Below are 18603 nucleotides of genomic sequence, written 5' to 3' on the forward strand. Positions count from 1 at the left end.
CCACGGGCCTGACAAGGGCTTGGGGTTTGACGCTTTCAGCGCATGCCCTGAGCAAGGCCTGTATGCGCTGTGTGATGGGGCCAACAGCTGCCCTGACAGTGGTCGGGCTGCGTTGTGGCTTTGCCATCAAATCACATGTGCCCCAATGCCTGAAGACACGCCCCTGAATTTCGAGCCGCTGGTTCGCGATTTGCACGAAGACATGCTGCTGTCATTTCCCAACACGGCAGCCACACTGGTCGGACTGCATGTTGCGCCATGGGGTCTGCGACTGGTGAGTGTGGGTGACAGCGACTTGACACTTTACAAACGCCGTTGGCGAGGCTGGGGATCATGGCAAAAAAACTGCACCATGCCCAAAGATCTGGACACCTATGGAAACCCCAGCCAGTTGATCGCATCGGAGGTGTTGGACACCGTGCACCAACTTGACTTGCCTGCACAGGGCACTTGGCTGGCACTGATGATGTCTGACGGACCTGCACGGGTATTGCCCACTTCATCGCTGCAAAAAACGCTCCAAAAAATCAGCCACCAGAAACCTTCATCCGAGGACCTGGATTATCTTTGTCGGGCATTGGCAGACGAGGCTTTGGCGTCGGGTTGTCAGGACGATGTCTCGGTAGCCATGTTGTGGATTCGGTATGGATAAAACAAGCCCCGAAATTTACCGAAAAACATTCACAAGCCGCTACGAGCTGTCCAGAGAGCATCAAATTCTGGAATACCTGGGCCAGCGGCATGCACCAGTTCCACCTGTGGTGCTCAGCCACGTCGAAATGGCTTATCTGGAAATGCACCATGGCGGCACTGATCTGCACCAATGGTTGAATTCGAGATCTGTGACACCGGCCGAGGTCATGCAAGCACTGGCGGGCGCATTGTCGGCACTCATCGTGACGGCACAGCTGGATGTCTGGCACATCGACATCGCCTTGCGAAATTTTGTCATTCAAAATACTGGGGGTGCCTCTGGCCGTCGCGTTTGGTTGATCGATTTTGGCAATGCCATTTGCCCACACTTTGCTTTGCAAAAGCCGCTCTGGATGCGTCCCAACCGCGACCAGCACCCCTTGCTGCAAACAGCATTGGCTCAGGATTGGCAAGCGTTCTACAAACGCCATCAACTACCGGAGCCCACCGACTGGCACGCCCCCTTCGATGTCCCCCAAAACATTTACCAAGACGATTGGACCCGTGGCTTGCATGTGGAAGACTTGCCTCTGAAATGGTGTGTCACGGCTCATGGTGCAGGGCAAATGCTGTTGCTGGCATCACGCATGCATCCCTCATTGATCGCTGAATTCAAAGATCCGTTTTCTGCATTGTTGAACTTGCACAACGAAGATGACGCGCGCGCCATGCTGCAACAATGCCTTGGCCATTTGCAACATGCCTGCGCCACGCCAAAACCCATCGACAAGCAACAAACACCCAGACCACGAGCAGAGCCCCCCTTGCAAGTGGCCTCACGCATCGCAAGCTTGACTCGCTCCGAAGAAGTCATGACCACGCCAGCATTGCCGAAACCTCCGGCCATGCAGCCTACTTCACATCACGGATGGATTTTGGGTATTTCTGCCATTTGTCTGGGCATGGGGTGGTGGATTTTGGACATTGGCTACAGCGTGCAGCGACAAGCCATTTCACGGCTGACACTGGCAACGCTGCTCTGCGTATTGGTCTTCTCTTTGATCGGATTGGCAGGCCTACTCAAGCGGCAAGACAAAATGCGCTGGTTGGTTCGCTCCATGTGGCTGCACGGTTTCGGACAATTCACATTGCTTTTCGAACTCTGGGTTTTCGGCATGCCATTGGGCAATTTGGGGTGGCTTGGTTTGGCACCCACTTTGGCACTGCTCGGTCTTGCGTGGTGGTGAGTCACGCAAGACCCAAAAAACACCTCATTGATTAGCCCGTTTTTTGAGCCAACGCATCACGCCCCCCACCACCGGCAATTTCTCATACAGCTCTTCTGCTGCGTCCCAATAATCGCGGTGCATGGTCACCAAGCCTTGCTCATTGAAAACCACATGGCTGCCGCCACGCACGGTTTGCAGGGTGGTGGTGTCAAACCGTTTGAAGCGAAAACGGAATTCCCAAGTCAGAAAGGCTTGCGCACCATCCACCAGTTGGCTGGTGATGACGAAATGTGGCTGGTCGAGTGCCACATACATGTGCCGAAAAATCTGCTCAATCTCGGGCAAGCCTTGCACCTCGTTGAACGGGTCTTTGAAGCGCGCCTGTGCATCGTAGAGCGTGTGCAGCTGCGACACGCTTTGGGGTGAGAGCGTTTCGAAAAACGTGGCCAGGTTCTGGGTGACTTGTCGCGTGTCCATGGGGCAATTTTCCATACAAAAATCACAACCCCGTGAACTTGCGCACCAGCGGGAAATAAAGCCGATAAGGCAGGAGGCGCAGCAGCTTGAGCCAGAAGGTGAAGCGCTTGGGAAAGTGGATGTCGAACTGACCACTGGCCCAGCCTCTGAGCATTTGACGCGCCGCTTCTTCGGGGCTGATGAGGGCGGGCATGGTGAACTGGTTTTGGGCCGTGAGCGGCGTGGCCACAAAGCCGGGGTTGATCACGCTCACGCCGATGCCCTGGTCCTGCAGATCCATGTACAGCGTCTCGGCCAAGTGGGTGAGCGCGGCTTTGGTCGGGCCATAGGCCAAACCATTGGGCAGACCGCGCCAGCCCGCCACGCTGCTGAGCACACTGACATGACCACACTGCCGCGCCAACATGCCCGGCAATACCGCATGGATGACTTGCAGGGCACCTTGGTAATTGACCTTGTCGTGTTGCAGCAGGTCTTCCAGGTCCATGGCTGTGGCGCGTTGCGCACGGTAATACCCGGCGGCGTAGACCACCAGATCCAGTGGGCCTTCGGCCAAAATGGCGCGCGCGGTGGCCTGCACTTCTGCGTGATCGCCCACATCCAGCGCACGCCACTGCACACCCGCATCTTGCGCGGCCCAATCCTGCACGCCTTGCGGGTTGCGTGCCGAAATCACCACCTGCGCACCAGCCGCACGCAAAGCCTGGGCACAGGCCAGACCAATGCCCGTGGACGCACCCACCAGCCAGACCCTGCGGCCATGCCAGTCGGTCATCGGCGCGTTCAACTGAAGCCAGCGGCGTGCAGCGGCTGACGGCGCTGGCTGAGGGCTGACTTTTTGCAGCATGTTGGCCGCCGCATTGGAAGATGTTGTGGTCATGCCGTTCACCCTGGCTTGGCCTGCACAGGCGTGCGACGCGTGAACGACAGGGTGACTTCGCCCAGCCTCACCCCCCATTTGCTCATGGTGGCTTTGTTCAACATGACGCGGTCGTCCATCAGGTACATCCAGTCGTCAAAGTCAACATGCCAAACGCGGCCGTCCACCGGCAAGGCCAGCGTGTAGCCCCAGCGGAACGCGTTGCCGCTCACTTGGCCAGAGGCCTCGCCCACCACATCGTCGGCTCGGCCGGTATACGTTCCATTCGTTCCAGCTTTGAGCTTCCAGATGCGGCGCTGCTTCGTTCCATCCGAATACACAAAGGCTTCGTCCAGCACGCCTTCGTCGCCGTTCCAGCTGCAATCCATCACCACGGTGAAACGCTTGACGACTTGCCCACTGCGGTCGGTGAACACGCCCCACGCATCGATGGTGCCGGTGAAATAGGTGCGCAGGTCCAGCAGTGGTTTTTCTTGTGCATAGTTTTGCACTTGGGGTCCGGCACAGCTGGCCAAAAATGGCGCACTGGCCACCACGGGCAAGAGCGCCAGACGGGTGAGTGCGTTGCGCCGGTGCATGTCGGGCTGCAAAGCGGCAGCTGGGGTGTGGGTCGTCAGGTTCATAAAGTCCCGTGGTCGCGTTTCAAAGCGGCGTCATGCCGAAGGATGGGCCATCGCTTCAGGCCCCAAAATCAAGTCAGGCGTGCGCATCAAGCACAGGTACAAGGCCAGTGCAGCCATGAGCTTGAGCACACAAGGCAGCAGGCCATACGCCAAGCCCAAGGCCAACACGACATCGGCGTCTTGCTGGCCCGGGGCATAGCCCCACAGACTCAGCAGTGGCAGCGACAAGCCCGCCGCCATGGCCAGATTCAGTTTGGTGGCCAGATTCCACCAACCCATGAAAGCGCCGTCTGTACGGCCACGCTCACCACAACGGTCAATCAGCTGGTTGAGCAGCGCACCGGGCACCGTGAGATCGGCCCCCAGCGCCATGCCCGACACCGCGCACACCAACAAAAAACCCGTGGTGTCACCTGCGCCCAAACCAATCACACTGACAAACGCCAGCACCGACAAGCCCATGCCCAGCGCCCAGCTGCGCAACAAGCCCAAGCGGTCAATGACTTTGAGCCACAGCGGAAACGACAAGGCACCGGCCGCAAAGTACAGACCGAGAAACAAAGGCTCCATGGCTGGGGGCGCTTGCAAGCGGTCTTGCACAAAAAACAGCACCAGTGTGGCGGGCACGGCGCTGGCCAGACCGTTGAGCATGAACACCATGAGCAAGCGCCGAAAACCCGCATGCTTCCAGGGCTGCCACAGACTGGCAGCTTCGCTCTCTGCGCTGTGCGACTGCACAGGCAGGGACATCACCTGCATGGCGGTACGCCGCCAACCAAACAAGCCCAGCCCCAACATGAGCACCAGCAATGCAGTGGTCAGGCCCCAGCCCCACAAAGCAGGCAAAGCAGAGGCCAGCAACACACCCACCAATGCAAAACCTTCGCGCCAGGCGACCCAGCGGCTTTGCGCCAGCGCACCGCCGCCCTGCCTGGCAGCCCAAGCCTGGTGCAAGATGCCCAGCCCGCTGTAAGCCAAGTGGCTGAGCGTGAGCGCGCCGCCAACCCAGACCAGCAACTGCGGTGCCGACAGTGCGGCAGCTGGTGGAAAAAACAAGGCTGCAAAACCCAGCGCCACCGTCAATGCCAGCAACACCGCAGCCAACCAGACAGCTTGCCAAGAGTGGCGGTAAATCTGGTCACCCCAACGCCCGAGCCAAGGGTCCACCACAGCATCGACACTGCGGCTGAGCAACAAAACACCGCCCAACGCCGCCAACGGCACGCCGTATTGCTGGGCATACACATGGGGTAAATGCACATACACCGGCAAAGCCACAAAGGCCAAAGGCAAACCCAGCAAACCGTAAGACGCCACGATGGCTTTGGTCTGCGGCTGGGCAGCGCCTTGGGTGAGCTGGGTCGATCGGGATGTGGGCAGATCGCTCATGGCTGCAGACCTTGCAGCAGCTGGATGCGCATTTTGGGTTCGGACGTGCGTTCATCCAGCCAGATACCAAAAAACAAACGCGCAAACGCCGCATCGTTCACCGCGCCCACCCGCAAACCATTGACCCAAAATTCAGCACCCACACCCGGCAAATTCACCCCGGTGATGCGGTCATCCGGCCCCACGTTGGGAAACAAAGCACGCATGGCCGCTTGCCAGCCTTGCGCTTGGGCCTCGGTCAGGCTGCCAATGCGGCGCATCTCATCGATGGAGCGAGAGGCGATGGCAGAACCTTCCAAGCGTCGCAGGTATTGCAACTCCAGTGCAAAGGGGTGCTGCGGATATTGCGTGTGCCGAAAACCCAAACGTGTCCACAACCGGGCGTCATACACCTCAAAACCCCAAACGCGCAACCGAATCGGTGGCGTGGGCACCACGCCTTGCAAGGCGGCCACTTCGGGGCGGGTGTACTCGGCGTTGGGGCTGACAGGTGCCGTTTGAGCTTGGGCCTGCACAGTGCCGAAGAGCCCCGCAATCAACAACCAGCGCAGTCTGATGCGCTGCACCCGATCGGTCATGGCCACATGGCTGTTCGGGTGGATGGGCATGGTTTCAGCTCGGTTTGACCAAGGTGAACTGAATCACGTCGATGTTGGCTTCATCGAACGCGGCTTCGCAATACGCGAGGTAAAACTCCCACAGACGGATGAAGCGGTCGTCAAACTGAAGGGCACGCACATCGCCCAGCTGCGACATGAAGCTGTCGCGCCAGCGGCGCAGGGTTTCGGCGTAGTCAGGGCCAAAATTCAGCTCGTCCACCACCTGCAAACCCGCCGCCTGCGCCTGCTTGCGGAACTCGCTTGGGCTGGGCAGGCAACCGCCCGGAAAAATGTACTGCTGAATGAAATCGGTCGAGTTCACATAACGATCAAACAAGTTGTCGTCGATGGTGATGCTTTGCACGCAGGCACGGCCACCGGGTTTAAGCAAGCGGCTGATGGTCTGAAAGTAGGTTGGCCAATAGGCCTGGCCCACGGCTTCGATCATCTCGATCGAGCAGATGGCGTCGTAGGGGCCATCGTTGATGTCCCGATAATCCTGCAAGCGCAAGTCTGCTTGCTGCGGGACGCCCAGAGCCTGCATGCGGGCGTTGGCAAACGCCAGCTGCTCGGTGGACAAGGTCACGCCCGCGATGTGTGCACCAAACTCGGTGGTGGCCGACTCGGCCAGGGCACCCCAGCCGCAACCAATTTCCAACACGCGGTCGCCTTTTTTGGCATGCACCATGCGCAAGGCGCGGCGCACCTTGGCTTTTTGGGCGTCGGCCATGGCTTGGGTTTTGTCGCCGTCGAACCAGGCCGATGAATAGTTCATCGTGCCGTCCAGCCACAGCTCGTAAAACGCGTTGCCCAGGTCGTAATGCGCGTGAATGTTCTTGCGGCTGTTGCTGCGGTTGTTGCGGTTGAGCAAATGCTTGATGCGGTAAGCCAAACGTCCCAGCCAGTGCCCGTAAATCGCGCCTTCGATCTCGTTGCGGTTGGCGATCAGCAAGCGCAGCAGAGCAGCCAGGTCGGGCGAAGTCCAATCACCCGCCATGTAGCCTTCGGCAAAACCGATGTCGCCTGACTTGAGCACTTCGGCGCACAGGTCCCAGCGGTGGATGTGCAGCGCTGCAAAGGGTGCGGCATGCGTGCCAAACACCTGGTGATTGCCATCGGGTGCGTGCACAGTGAGCGTGCCGATTTTCAGGCGCGCCAGCAGGGCCATGACTCGTCTGGCAGCACGCGGCAAGGGCGCATGCGGGATTTTGGCCAACGGATTCAACGCGGCAGGGCCCCGCGTTGGGGCAGAAACAGAGGCGGAAGTTTTCAGCATGGGGTCCATCGCTTGGGCTCCAGGGTTCAGCGGGTCACAAATTCACGAGGGAGTTCGGGCTTGCGCCAGAACGGGACTTTTTTCAGCCACAACAGCAAGGCATGCCAGTGGATGCGCGCCACCACGCCAAAGGTCAGCAGCGGAAAACGCCACATCACGCGGCGCAAGGCGGCGGCGGTGGCGGGCTCCAGCACACCACTCCAGCTGGTGTCGATCAGCGGCCCATCGGCATCGGCGTGGTCCACGCGGGCCACGATGCGGTCTTGGCCGCCCTGCAGCGTGCGCATGAAACGGAAACGGTATTCGCCTTGCACGTCGCAAAAGGGCGAAACATGGAACACCTTGTGGGCCAGCAGCGTGCGGCCGTATTGCGGTTCGGGCAGCAGGTAGCAATGGCGCTCGCCAAAGGTGTTGTTCACCTCGGCCACGATGGCGGCCAGGCTGCCGTCAGCGCGGTGCGCGTACCAAAAGCTCACGGGCTTGAAAGCATGGCCCAGCACGCGGGGAAAGGCCTGCAGCCAGACTTCGCCTGTGGCGTCCCGGATGCCTTCTTGGTGCAGCAGTTCATCGAGCCAGGCCAGCGCACCACCTTTGTCGGCAGGGCGGCCATCGCCATGGTCGGCGTCATGAAACGCAAACCAGGCACGGCGGTTGATGGCCAAGTCGGTGGTGCATTGACCTGCTTGCAAACGGCGCATCGGCAGCATCAAAAATGCGGTTGGATAAACAAAGGCGTGGTGCGCCGGGCGGTGGCGCGTGTGGCGCACCTGGCCCCAGCCGATGAGCGCAGTAGCAGCATTCATGGAGCCGGCTTTTCCTGTGGGCTGCCTTGCTCGTGGATTTGCTTGAGCAAAGCGCGGCCCACTTGCAGGCCCGACTTGAGGCCGTCTTCGTGAAAGCCGTAACCCGTCCAGGCCCCGGCGTACCAAGTGTGGCGCTGGCCTTGCAGCAAGGGCACGCGCTTTTGCGCGTCGATGGCCTTGAGGTCAAACACCGGGTGCGCGTAGTCGTATTCGCCCACGATGGTGTCGGGGTCGATGGGCTGCAGCGGGTTGAGCGACACCACCACAGGCTGCGCAAACGGGATGCGTTGCAAGCGGTTGAGCAAGTAGTGCAGGCACACACGCGCGGACTCGCGCTCGGTGCTGGCTGCGCGCTCGTAGTTCCAGGCGGCCCAAGTTTTTTGGTTCGCGGGCAGCACGCTGGCATCGGTGTGCAGCACGGCTCGGTTGTCCTGGTAGCGGATGGCCCCCAGCACGCTGCGCTCGTCGCCAGACGGCTCGCGCAACAGGCCCAGCGCCTGGTCGGTGTGGGTGGCGATCACGACTTCGTCAAAGCGCTCGGCATGCCCGTCGGTGATGACGCGCACACCTTGCGCGTCGCGCTCGATCAGGCGCACCGGGGTGTTCAGGCGTTTGTCATGCACACCGGCCAAAATTTTCTCAACGTAATGTCGCGCACCGCCCACCACGCTGAACCACTGCGGGCGGTTTGTGACCTGGATCAGGCCGTGGTTGTGGCAAAACCGAATCATGGTGGCCACCGGGAACTGCAGCATCTGGTCGGTCGGGCAACTCCAGATGCAGCCCAGCATGGGCAGGAAATACCAATCGCGAAACGGCTCACTGAACTTGTGCGTGCGCAGAAATTCACTCAGCGGTTGTTGCAGCTCTTTTTCACGCTGCTCTTTGGCAATGCGGGTGCACAGCGCGTTGAAGCGCATCACATCAGACAACATCCGCCAAAAGCGTAGATTGACCAAGTTGCTGCGTTGCGCGAAGACGCTGTTCAGGTCGGTGCCGCTCCACTCCAGTGCCTTGCCATTTTTGGCCCCCGGTACCTTGACCGAAAATGACATGTCAGAGGGCGCGGTTTCTACGCCCAACTCTGCAAACAGATTGATCAGGTTGGGGTAGGTGCGTTCGTTGAACACCAGAAAGCCCGTGTCCACGCCGTGCGTCACAGGGCCTTGCGGCGTGGGCAGCGTGATGTCGACCGTGTGGGTGTGGCCACCAAAATAATCGCCAGCCTCGAACACGGTGATGTCGGCATGGTCTTTCAGAGTGTGTGCCACGGCCAGGCCGGAAATGCCCGAACCCACGATGGCCAGTTTCATGCGCGGCTTCATGGTTTGGCTTTCAGGGATTGTTCAATGGCCGAGACCAGGGTTTTGCTCTCGGGTCCGGTCATGCTGCTGTACTGGTCGACCACCTTGCCGTCGCGGCCAATCAGGTATTTGTGAAAGTTCCAGCGCGGTTTTTGACCCGTTTGGGCTGTGAGCTGTTTGAACAGAGGCGCAGCACCTTCGCCCGTGATCCGGGTTTTGGTGAACATCGGGAACTTCACGCCGAAGGTGCTTTCGCAAAAGTCGGCAATGTCCTTGTTGCTGCCTTTTTCCTGGGCAAAGTCGTTCGACGGAAAACCCAACACCACCAGGCCCTGGTCTTTGTATTTGGTGTTCAGTGCTTCCAGGCCTTTGTATTGCGAGGTGAAGCCGCAAAAACTGGCGGTGTTCACCACCAGCACCACCTTGCCAGCGTATTGGCACAGCGACTGGGGCTTTTCATCCTGCAGTCGGTCAAAGGTGTGGTTGAGGAGGGCGGGACAGTTGACCGGCGTGGCCGAAGACGCCAATGGTGTGCTGGCTTGCGCCACCTCAATGCCGAAGCCCAATGCCGCTGCCAGCAACGCCAAAAGCAGCTGCCCCATCCAATGATTAACCCACTCGTGATTCATTTGCACTTGAAAATCCATTTTGTGACCAATGAGTTTAAACTTGTTTGTCAGAATTGTCACTCCAACCTCTCGTCCATTGGAAAAACCCATGCCCAAAGCCTCCGGTTTTAAAGGAAACAAGCAGGATTTACCCCAAAAGCCCTGCGCAGTTTGTGGCCGCGCCATGGTTTGGCGCAAAAGCTGGGCCAAGAACTGGGACAACGTTCTTTATTGCAGCGACCGCTGCCGGGCCGCCAAAAACACCACCAAGGCCCAAGCATGACGCGCCACTTGGTGCTGGTGCTGGGCGACCAGCTGGGCTGGGACAGTCCTGCTCTGGCGGGTTTTGACCCGGCGCAAGACCGTTTGCTGCTGATCGAGGCCGAGAGCGAGGCCAACGAAGTCTGGAACCACCAGGCCCGAATCGCGCTGTTTTTGTCAGGCATGCGGCACTTTGCCAACGCCGCGCACGGCCGCAGCTGGCCCTTTGTTTACATGAAGCTCGACGATGCCGCGCTGCCCGGTGACTTTGCCGGTCGGCTGAGCCACGCACTGAACACCTTGAAACCCCAGCAACTGGTGGTGTTGGAGGCTGGCGCCTGGCGCATGGAGCGGCTGATCGAAGATGCCGCTGCCCAGGCGAGCGTGCCCCTGCGCTGGGTGACCGACACACACTTCATGTGCAGCCGCGCCGAATTTGCGAAGTGGGCAGCCGACAAGAAAGAGCTGCGCATGGAGTTCTTTTACCGCCAGATGCGCCAACGCCACGACGTGCTGATGGAAGGCCCACCCGACAAGCCCAGCCCGGTGAGCGGCCAGTGGAACTTTGACGCCGACAACCGCAAAGGCTTTGGGGCCAAAGGCCCGGGCACCGTACCGCCGCCCGCCCGCTTTTCGCCCGACCGCGTCACGCAAGACGTGATCGCGCTGGTGCGCGAGCGCTTTGCCAGCCACCCCGGCACACTGGATGACTTTGCCTGGCCCGTGACCCGCGAAGACGCCTTGGCCGCGCTGCAACACTTTATCGACCAGCGGTTGGACAACTTCGGTCCCTGGCAAGACGCGATGTGGACCACGCTGCCCTTTGGCTGGCATGCGCTGGTGGCCAGCAGCCTAAACCTGCATTTGCTCAACCCGCGTGAAGTGGTCACCGCTGCCGAGCAGGCCTATCACCAGCGTGGCTTGCCGCTGGCCAGCGTGGAAGGCTTCATCCGACAGGTGCTGGGCTGGCGCGAGTTCATTCGCGGCGTGTACTGGCTGGACATGCCGCACCTGGCCGAAGCCAACCACTACGGCCACACCCGCGATTTGCCCAAGTGGTACTGGACTGGCCAAACCGGCATGGCCTGCATGCAAGCCACAATTGGCCAAAGCCTGCAACACGGCTATGCCCACCACATCCAGCGCCTCATGGTCACCGGGCAATTTGCGGTGCTGGCGGGCCTGTCACCGCAACAGGTCAGCGCGTGGTACCGCGCCATGTACGTGGACGCGGTGGAATGGGTGGAAATGCCCAACACCCTGGGCATGGCCCTGCACGCCAACGGCGGGCGCTTCACCAGCAAACCCTATGTGGCCAGCGGCCAGTACATCGCCCGAATGAGCAACTATTGCAAAGGCTGCCGCTACCAGCCCGAGCAACGCACCGGCCCCAATGCCTGTCCCATGACCACGCTGTATTGGGATTTCCTGATCCGCCACGAACAAGACTTTGCCAAGAACCCGCGCACCGCACTGATGGTCAAGCATGTTGGCCGCATGAGCGAAGAAGACAAGGCCCAGATTCGGGCGCAAGCCAATGCCACGCGAGAGGGGCTGGACGGGGTTTAACTCACACCTCAGTCCCCAATTGAGGGCATCTTCTATTGACCCATCACCCATTGCCACACCGCCAAAACCGCATCGCGTTCAGCGCTCAGCGTGGCCGGGTCCACTTGGGTGGGTTCTTCGTTCAGGCGCGCGCGGTGTTGCAAGCGGCGCATTTCGCGATAGGCATTGGCCGCAGCTTGCCCCGTGCCAGTCGGCAGCAAGCCTGCTTTCTCGGCGCGTTGCAGCAAGGCGATGTTGCCGACGTTGTCGGCCAGTTCAGGGTGTGCAGCGGCGTGCAGCAGCACCAAGTACTGCATGGCAAATTCGACATCGACCATGCCGCCGGGGCTGTGTTTCACATCAAAATGATCGGCCTTGACGGGATGGCCCTGGCGCACGCGTTCGCGCATGGCCACGATTTCGGCCTTTAGGCTCAACGCATCACGCGGCGCGCTGATGACGGCGTTGCGCACGGCGTCAAAGCGCGGTGCCAAACTTTGCAGGCCCATGACAAAGCGGGCGCGGGTCATGGCCTGGTGTTCCCAGGTCCAGGCGGTGTTGCTGCCGCGTTGTTGCTGGTAGTCGGCATAGGCCTCAAAACGCGTGACAAGTAGGCCCGAATTGCCGTTGGGGCGCAGCGCGGTGTCGATTTCGTAGATGTCCCCGTCGGCGGTTTTGACCGTCATCCAGTTGATCATTTTGCGCACATAGGCGGCGTAGATTTCCTGGGCGCGTTCGTCTTCGTCGTCGTACACGAACACGATGTCCAGGTCGCTGCCATAGCCCAGTTCTTTGCCGCCCAGCTTGCCATAGCCAATGATCGCGATGGCAGGGTTTTCGCGGTGGCGGGTTTTCAGGCGGTCCCAGCACCAGCGCGCCGTCACGCGCAGCACAGCATCGGCCAGCGCACTCAGGTCATCGGCCACTTGCTCCACGGTGAGCACGCCTTCCACATCGCGTGCCAGTGTCCGGAACTGCTCGGCATGGTGGGCGCGGCGCAGCAGGTTCATCAGGCTTTCTTCGTCGTCTTCGCCCGTGCGCTGCAGGGCCACGCGGCGCGCCTGCAGTTCGGCTTCGAACTCGGCGGCGTCAAAGCGGGTGTCAAACAGGTTGCCGCCCGCCAGCTCGTCGATCACACCGGGGTGTTGCAACAAATAACGCGCAGGCCATTTGGCCGCACCCAACAGCCGCAGCAAGCGCTCGTAGACGGAGGGGCGCTCCAGCATCAGGGCCAAATAGCTTTCACGGCGCAGCAGGGGCTCGATCCAATCGGCCATGCGCAGCACGGCCACTTCGCTGATGCGGCCTTCGCCCAGCCATTGGGCCGTGCGTTGCAACAAACGCATCAGGCGACCTCGGGCGTCGTCGCGCAGGGCTTGCACGCGCGGGTTGTCTGCCCACTGCGCGAGGCGAGCACGAACTGCGCCATCAAAGTCGGTCAGCACGGCGTCGAGCTCGGCATGCTCGCGGCCATTCGTCCCGTTCTTGCTATTTTTACCGTTGCAACCTTTGCACTCCCGGTCACCCCCCAGCAAGGTGTCGAACTCTTGCGCCACCACCTCGCGGTGTGCGTCCAGCTCAGACAAAAACGCGCAGGCATCTTCGTAGCCCAAGGTCTGGGCGATCCAGGCCAGATCGTCATCGCGCGTCGGCAAAACATGGGTTTGTTGGTCGTCCAGGTACTGGATGCGGTGCTCCACCTGGCGCAAAAACACATAGGCCGCACCCAAGGCGTCGGCCGTGGCCTGGGGCATCAGACCGGCTTTGGCCATGCGCTGCAAAGCGTCCAGCGTGGGGCGTGTGCGCAGCTCGGGGAACTGCCCGCCGCGCACCACCTGCAGCAATTGCACGGTGAATTCGATCTCACGAATACCCCCCCGCGACAACTTGACATCGTTCGCGCGCTCGGGGTGGCCCGCACTGCGCTTGGCGGCATGGTCGCGAATTTGCTGGTGCAGCGTGCGCAACGATTCGAAGACGTTGTAATCCAGGTATCGGCGAAACACAAACGGCAACACCACGGCACGCAAGGCCTGAGCAGTGCCATTGACCACCGCGCTGCGGGGCGCGACCACGCGGCTTTTCATCCAGGCAAAACGCTCCCATTCGCGGCCTTGGACCAGCAAATACTCTTCCAACGCATCGAGCGACACCACGCTGGGGCCCGAGTTGCCATTGGGGCGCAGCGCCAAATCGACCCGGAACACAAAACCGTGTTCGGTGGTATCGCCAATCAGGGCGTACATGCGCTTGACGGCGCGGGTGAAGTATTCCTGGCACGAAACTTTGTTGCGGCCTTCGCTGTTGCCCAGCGTTTCACCATCCTGGTCGTAGACGTAAATCAAGTCAATGTCGCTCGACACATTCAACTCGCGAGCGCCCAGCTTGCCCATGCCCACGATCCACATCTCGGCGCGTTGGCCATCGGCCTTGGTGGGTGCGCCATGCAGCACGTCCAGATCGGCCATGACCTGCTGCCAGGCGATGTCGAGCGTGACTTCGGCCAGCCAGGTCATGACATGGGTCACCACCGCCAAAGGGGCTTGGCCCGAGCAGTCCAACTGGGCCAAGCGCTCCAGCGTGAGCTGGCGCAACACGCGCAGGGCAGCGCCTGTGTCCAGGCCCGTGGCTTGAAGGGCGGCAAAACCGGCGTTCAGACTGTCGCGTGTCGGGGCACCCGGAGCCAGCAAGGGCAAAACATCGGCGTAACGGCGGTGCAAACGCTGCACAAAACGTGAATACAAGCTCAAATGACCAAGACTTACCGCTTTTGAGTTGGGGGCATCGTTCATGGGCTGGCTGCGGGTCATAATTCCTGCTGACTTTCTGATTCAAATGTTTGTACCGTCTTTGCCCACTTTTCCCCGCCTGAGCCTTGCACTGTCCCGTGTCATGCGGGTCATGGCTTGGGCATTGCTCGTCTTGGGCATTTTGCTGGGCATGGCCTGGGGTACCCTGCATTTTTGGATTGTGCCGCGAATCGGTGATTACCGCCCCGCGCTGGAGCGCTTGGCCCAGCAAAGCATCGGGGTTCCGGTTCGCATTGGCCAGATTTCTGCGGAATCCACGGGTTGGGCTCCCTCATTCGAGCTGCGCAACATCGAGTTGCTTGACCGGGAAGGCCACCCTGGCTTGCGTTTGCCCAAGGTGGTGATCGCCATCAGCGTGCAATCGGCCTTGGGCCTGAAGCTGGAACAGCTCGTGCTGGACGCACCCGAACTCGACATCCGCTTAACGGCCGATGGGGCATGGCGCGTGGCAGGTCTGGATTGGGCACCCAACACCCAAAGCGACGGCGCAGCTGCCGATTGGTTGTTCGCACAGCGCGAGGTCATTGTGCGAAGCGGCACCGTGCGCTGGACCAACGAGCGCCGCCCCCACCAACCCCTGCCTGGCCTGTTGTCGCCTTTGCGGCCGAAAACCCCGGAGCCATCGACCAACGCCCACACAACACCGGTCACGCTCGCCCTGCGTGACGTTGACCTGGTGCTGCGCAACTCGGCCAGACACCACGACGTGCGACTGGACGCCACCCCGCCATCGGAATGGGGCGAGCGTTTTGTCAGCATGGGGCGATTCCGACGCAGCCTGTTGTCCATACACCCCGGTGAGTGGGCAGACTGGACGGGTCAGGTTTATGCCTACTTTCCCGAAGTGGATGTGGCGCAATTGGGCCAGCATGTCCCCTTGGGCGTTGACATCGCCGCGGGCCACGGAAGCCTGCGCTTGTGGAGCGATGTCGCTCGCGGGCAATGGACCGGGGGCGTGGCCGATGTGAACCTGACCGGACTCCAAACCACATGGGCAGCCGATGCCCAAGCATTGGTTTTTGAGAGCTTGTCGGGCCGACTGGGTGCGCGGGCCAGCGCCCTGGGGTTTGAAGTGTCGACCCAACACCTGGCATTTGTGAGCGCACAGGGCGTGGCCTGGCCGGGCGGCAACGTCTCGCTGGAATACAACTACCCGCAAGGCAAGACCCCGGCACACGGCCAGCTTCAGGCGGACCACCTGGACCTGTTTGCCCTGCGCGAAGTCGCCCTGCGCATGCCTTTGCCCGCCACATGGCACGAGCGCCTGCAGCAACAAGACATCAGTGGTCAGGTGGGCGCTTTGCAGTGGCGCTGGCACGGCGATTGGCAAGCGCCAGAGCGCTATGACGGCCAAGCCACACTGGAAGGCTTGACCCTGCCCCCCCCTGCACTGAAGGCCAACGACAAAACACCCCAACGACCCGGCCTGAAAGGCGCGCAAGCCAAAGTGTCGATGACACAGGACGGTGGCCAGGTGGCCCTGAACATGGGACCTGACGGGACGATTTTTCTGCCCGGGATTCTGGAAGAGGCGGAAGTGCGTGTGCAGACATTGCTCGCCGAAGCCACCTTCAAACGAGAAGCGGGTCAATGGCGCGTACCTCAATGGAAACTGAAATTGGCGAACGCCGACCTGCAAGGCGAGTGGCAAGGAAAATGGCAAGCAGCGGCCAACGGCCATGGACCGGGCATGGTGGATCTGCAAGGGCAAATCAAACAAGTCGACGCGTCCCGGGCACACCGCTACTTGCCCGTCACGCTGCCCGCCAACGTGCGTCAATATGTGCGCGATGCCGTGGTCAAAGGCGTTTATTCGGATGTGCAGGTCAAGATCAAGGGTGATCTGGCCCGCCTGCCATTTGCAGACCCCAAAGAAGGTGAGTTCCGATTTGCCGGACGCTTGCGGGATATCGAACTGGACTACCTGCCTGCGGCTTTGCTGCCCCCCAAGAGCCTGCCCTGGCCGCGCCTGCAGAAGCTGAATGGGTTGCTGGTGTTCGACCGCTTGGGCATGAAACTGACCGATGCCTCGGCACGCGCAGGTGACGCCCGCACCGGGCTCAATTTGACAGCCGGGCAAGCGGACATCGCGGACATGGCCCACCAACCGGTGCTGAACGTTTCGGCAGACAACAAGGATTCGGCCACGCAAGTGCTGTCGCTGGTTCAAAAGTCGCCGCTGGATGCGCTGCTGTCGGGCGCATTGCGTCAAACCCAGGCCACAGGCACAGTTCAGACCCGGTTCAAATTGGCCATTCCCCTGCTGACCCCGCCAAACACCAAAGTGCAAGGAACCGTGGTGTTGGCTGGCAACGATCTGCGCATGTCACCCACCACCCCCTTGCTGGAAAAAGCCCAGGGCACGGTCCAATTCACAGAAGCGGGCTTCACCCTGAGTGCCATGCAGGCACGTTTGCTGGGGGGGCCCGTTCGCATCGAAGGCGGCCTGCGCACATCGCCCGCAACCACCGCCGAAACCAGCATGCAATTGCGTGCCCAAGGTCAAATCACCGCCGATGGCCTGCGCCAAGCCAAAGAGTTCGCGCCGATCAATGAAATGGCCCAATACGCCAGTGGTGCCACCACCTACAGCGCCCAGTTGGGATGGCGACAAGGTCAACCCGAGTTGTCTGTGCAAAGCCAATTGGATGGCTTGGCGCTGAAATTGCCGTCGCCCCTGGGCAAGCCCGCTGGCACCCGCGTGCCTTTGTCATTGCGCATGCGCGTACAAAACCAGGGCGGCGTCTTGCAAGACCAACTGCAGTTCGAGTGGGGCAACATCGCTTCGGCCAACTATGTGCGCGACCTGAGCGGCGCAGAGCCGGTGGTGCTGCGCGGCAGTCTGAGCCTGGGCACCCCGGGCACACAAGCCCCGGCGTTGCCCGCAACAGGGGTTTCAGCTACGGTGGCACTGGACCGTTTTGCCGTCGAAGACTGGGAAAACCTGCTGCCCGCCAACCTGTTGTCAGGCAGCGAAAAAACCGGCACGGGACAAACCCTTTGGCGGGGCTATTTGCCCACACGCATTGGCTTGCAAGCCAACACCATCACCGCCGATGGGCGCACCTTGCACCAGGTGGTCGCGGGAGGGGTTCGCGAAGACCTCACCTGGCGCGTGAACGTGGATGCGCGCGAGCTGGGTGGCCACGTGGTGTATCGCCAGCCGTCGCGTGACCAATTGGGGCACCTGTTTGCACGCCTGTCACGGCTCAATTTGCCGCCTTCCAGCGTTGCCGAAGTCGAAGGTCTGCTGGAGGCCCCACCCGCCAACTTGCCCTCTTTGGATATCGTGGTCGAGCAACTGGAGCTGAGGGGCAAGCAGCTTGGCCGCATTGAGATCGAAGCCGTGAACACGGAACAACAAAAATCGCGCGTCAAAAGCGCACCGGAATGGCAATTGAACAAGTTCAATCTCACCGTGCCCGAGGCAACGCTGCGCAGCACAGGCCGCTGGCTGACGGCGGGCGAAGGTGGACTCCAACGCAAAACAGAAATGAACTTCAAGCTGGATGTGACGGACGCTGGCGCGCTGCTGACACGTTTGGGCACCCCCAACGCTTTGCGCGGCGGCACTGGCCAGCTCGAAGGCATGGTGAGTTGGCAAGGCTCGCCCATGGCTTTGCATTACCCCAGCATGTCGGGGCAATTCGGCGTCAAAATGGGCCGCGGCCAATTCCTCAAAGCAGATGCAGGCGCTGCCAAGCTGCTGGGGGTGTTGAGCTTGCAAGCACTGCCACGGCGTCTGTTGCTCGACTTCCGCGATGTGTTTTATGAAGGGTTCGCCTTTGACTCGGTGCGCGGTGACGTGACCATCGCGCAAGGCATCGCCAACACACGCAATATGCAAATCAAGGGCGTGAACGCGCTGGTGCAGCTCGACGGCTCAGCCGACATCGCCCACGAAACCCAAAAACTGCGGGTGGTGATTTTGCCGGCCCTGGACGCAGGGACCGCCTCTTTGGTGGCGGGCATCGCGCTCAACCCGGTGATTGGACTTACGGCGTTTTTGGCCCAGCTTTTTCTGCAAAACCCCTTGGCCAAAGCCAACACACAGGAATTCCTGATCGATGGCAGCTGGGCCGAGCCACGGGTCACCAAGGTCACCAGCAACGGCGGCGACAGCAAAACACCCGCCACCCCCAACAGCAACACCGTGCCCTGAC

Annotated in this window: 15 protein-coding genes; 5 read left to right on the forward strand and 10 right to left on the reverse strand. The window is 60.8% G+C overall.

The features are described from left to right. Positions 1 to 145 precede the first annotated feature (145 nt). Complete coding sequence (locus B9Z33_RS03205; protein WP_146183814.1) at positions 146 to 652, forward strand: hypothetical protein; 507 nt, start codon at positions 146 to 148, stop codon at positions 650 to 652. Beyond that, positions 645 to 1880, forward strand: coding sequence for a hypothetical protein (locus B9Z33_RS03210; protein WP_108285552.1), 1236 nt, complete (start codon positions 645 to 647; stop codon positions 1878 to 1880). Before B9Z33_RS03205 ends, B9Z33_RS03210 begins: the two co-directional genes overlap by 8 nt. A gap of 24 nt (positions 1881 to 1904) precedes the next feature. On the opposite strand, the gene B9Z33_RS03215 is transcribed toward B9Z33_RS03210, so the two are convergent. From B9Z33_RS03215 to B9Z33_RS03255, 9 genes are all read right to left on the reverse strand, one after another. Continuing rightward, the gene (locus B9Z33_RS03215) at positions 1905 to 2339 is read right to left on the reverse strand and encodes a nuclear transport factor 2 family protein (RefSeq protein ID WP_108285553.1); all 435 of its coding nucleotides are present in this window, start codon (positions 2337 to 2339) and stop codon (positions 1905 to 1907) included. A 22-nt stretch (positions 2340 to 2361) separates the two neighbouring features. Next, a complete protein-coding gene (locus B9Z33_RS03220) occupies positions 2362 to 3186 on the reverse strand; it encodes an SDR family oxidoreductase (RefSeq protein WP_108286120.1) in 825 nt (274 codons plus the stop codon). A 38-nt stretch (positions 3187 to 3224) separates the two neighbouring features. Beyond that, positions 3225 to 3797 (reverse strand): DUF3833 domain-containing protein, encoded by a 573-nt coding sequence (locus tag B9Z33_RS03225; protein ID WP_108286121.1) that lies wholly within the window; start codon positions 3795 to 3797, stop codon positions 3225 to 3227. 75 nt (positions 3798 to 3872) lie between these two features. Further along, the gene (locus B9Z33_RS03230; RefSeq protein ID WP_108285554.1) at positions 3873 to 5231 is read right to left on the reverse strand and encodes an MFS transporter; all 1359 of its coding nucleotides are present in this window, start codon (positions 5229 to 5231) and stop codon (positions 3873 to 3875) included. Next, entirely contained in the window at positions 5228 to 5839 is a 612-nt protein-coding gene (locus B9Z33_RS03235) for a chalcone isomerase family protein (protein ID WP_108285555.1), read from the reverse strand. Before B9Z33_RS03235 ends, B9Z33_RS03230 begins: the two co-directional genes overlap by 4 nt. A 4-nt stretch (positions 5840 to 5843) precedes the next feature. Then, on the reverse strand, positions 5844 to 7106 hold the full coding sequence (locus B9Z33_RS03240; RefSeq protein WP_108286122.1) for a cyclopropane-fatty-acyl-phospholipid synthase family protein: 1263 nt from the start codon (positions 7104 to 7106) through the stop codon (positions 5844 to 5846). 26 nt (positions 7107 to 7132) lie between these two features. Continuing rightward, positions 7133 to 7909, reverse strand: coding sequence for a DUF1365 domain-containing protein (locus B9Z33_RS03245; protein ID WP_108285556.1), 777 nt, complete (start codon positions 7907 to 7909; stop codon positions 7133 to 7135). Next, entirely contained in the window at positions 7906 to 9222 is a 1317-nt protein-coding gene (locus tag B9Z33_RS03250; RefSeq protein ID WP_108286123.1) for an NAD(P)/FAD-dependent oxidoreductase, read from the reverse strand. The genes B9Z33_RS03245 and B9Z33_RS03250 overlap by 4 nt, the downstream gene beginning before the upstream one ends. An 8-nt stretch (positions 9223 to 9230) precedes the next feature. After that, complete coding sequence (locus B9Z33_RS03255) at positions 9231 to 9815, reverse strand: glutathione peroxidase (RefSeq protein ID WP_233252712.1); 585 nt, start codon at positions 9813 to 9815, stop codon at positions 9231 to 9233. Positions 9816 to 9930: 115 nt separating this feature from the next. Here B9Z33_RS03255 and B9Z33_RS03260 point away from each other — a divergent pair, with 115 nt between their 5' ends. Beyond that, complete coding sequence (locus tag B9Z33_RS03260) at positions 9931 to 10104, forward strand: DUF2256 domain-containing protein (protein ID WP_108286125.1); 174 nt, start codon at positions 9931 to 9933, stop codon at positions 10102 to 10104. Then, on the forward strand, positions 10101 to 11651 hold the full coding sequence (locus B9Z33_RS03265; RefSeq protein WP_108285557.1) for a cryptochrome/photolyase family protein: 1551 nt from the start codon (positions 10101 to 10103) through the stop codon (positions 11649 to 11651). The genes B9Z33_RS03260 and B9Z33_RS03265 overlap by 4 nt, the downstream gene beginning before the upstream one ends. A gap of 32 nt (positions 11652 to 11683) precedes the next feature. On the opposite strand, the gene glnE is transcribed toward B9Z33_RS03265, so the two are convergent. Continuing rightward, positions 11684 to 14422, reverse strand: coding sequence for a bifunctional [glutamate--ammonia ligase]-adenylyl-L-tyrosine phosphorylase/[glutamate--ammonia-ligase] adenylyltransferase (gene glnE, locus B9Z33_RS03270; RefSeq protein WP_233252713.1), 2739 nt, complete (start codon positions 14420 to 14422; stop codon positions 11684 to 11686). A 58-nt stretch (positions 14423 to 14480) separates the two neighbouring features. On the opposite strand from glnE, the gene B9Z33_RS03275 reads away from it, so the two are divergent. Next, complete coding sequence (locus B9Z33_RS03275; protein WP_233252714.1) at positions 14481 to 18602, forward strand: YhdP family protein; 4122 nt, start codon at positions 14481 to 14483, stop codon at positions 18600 to 18602. Position 18603: the final 1 nt, after the last annotated feature.

The sequence above is a fragment of the Limnohabitans sp. T6-20 genome (genome assembly GCF_003063505.1).
In the GTDB taxonomy this organism is placed as follows: Bacteria; Pseudomonadota; Gammaproteobacteria; order Burkholderiales; family Burkholderiaceae_C; genus Limnohabitans_A.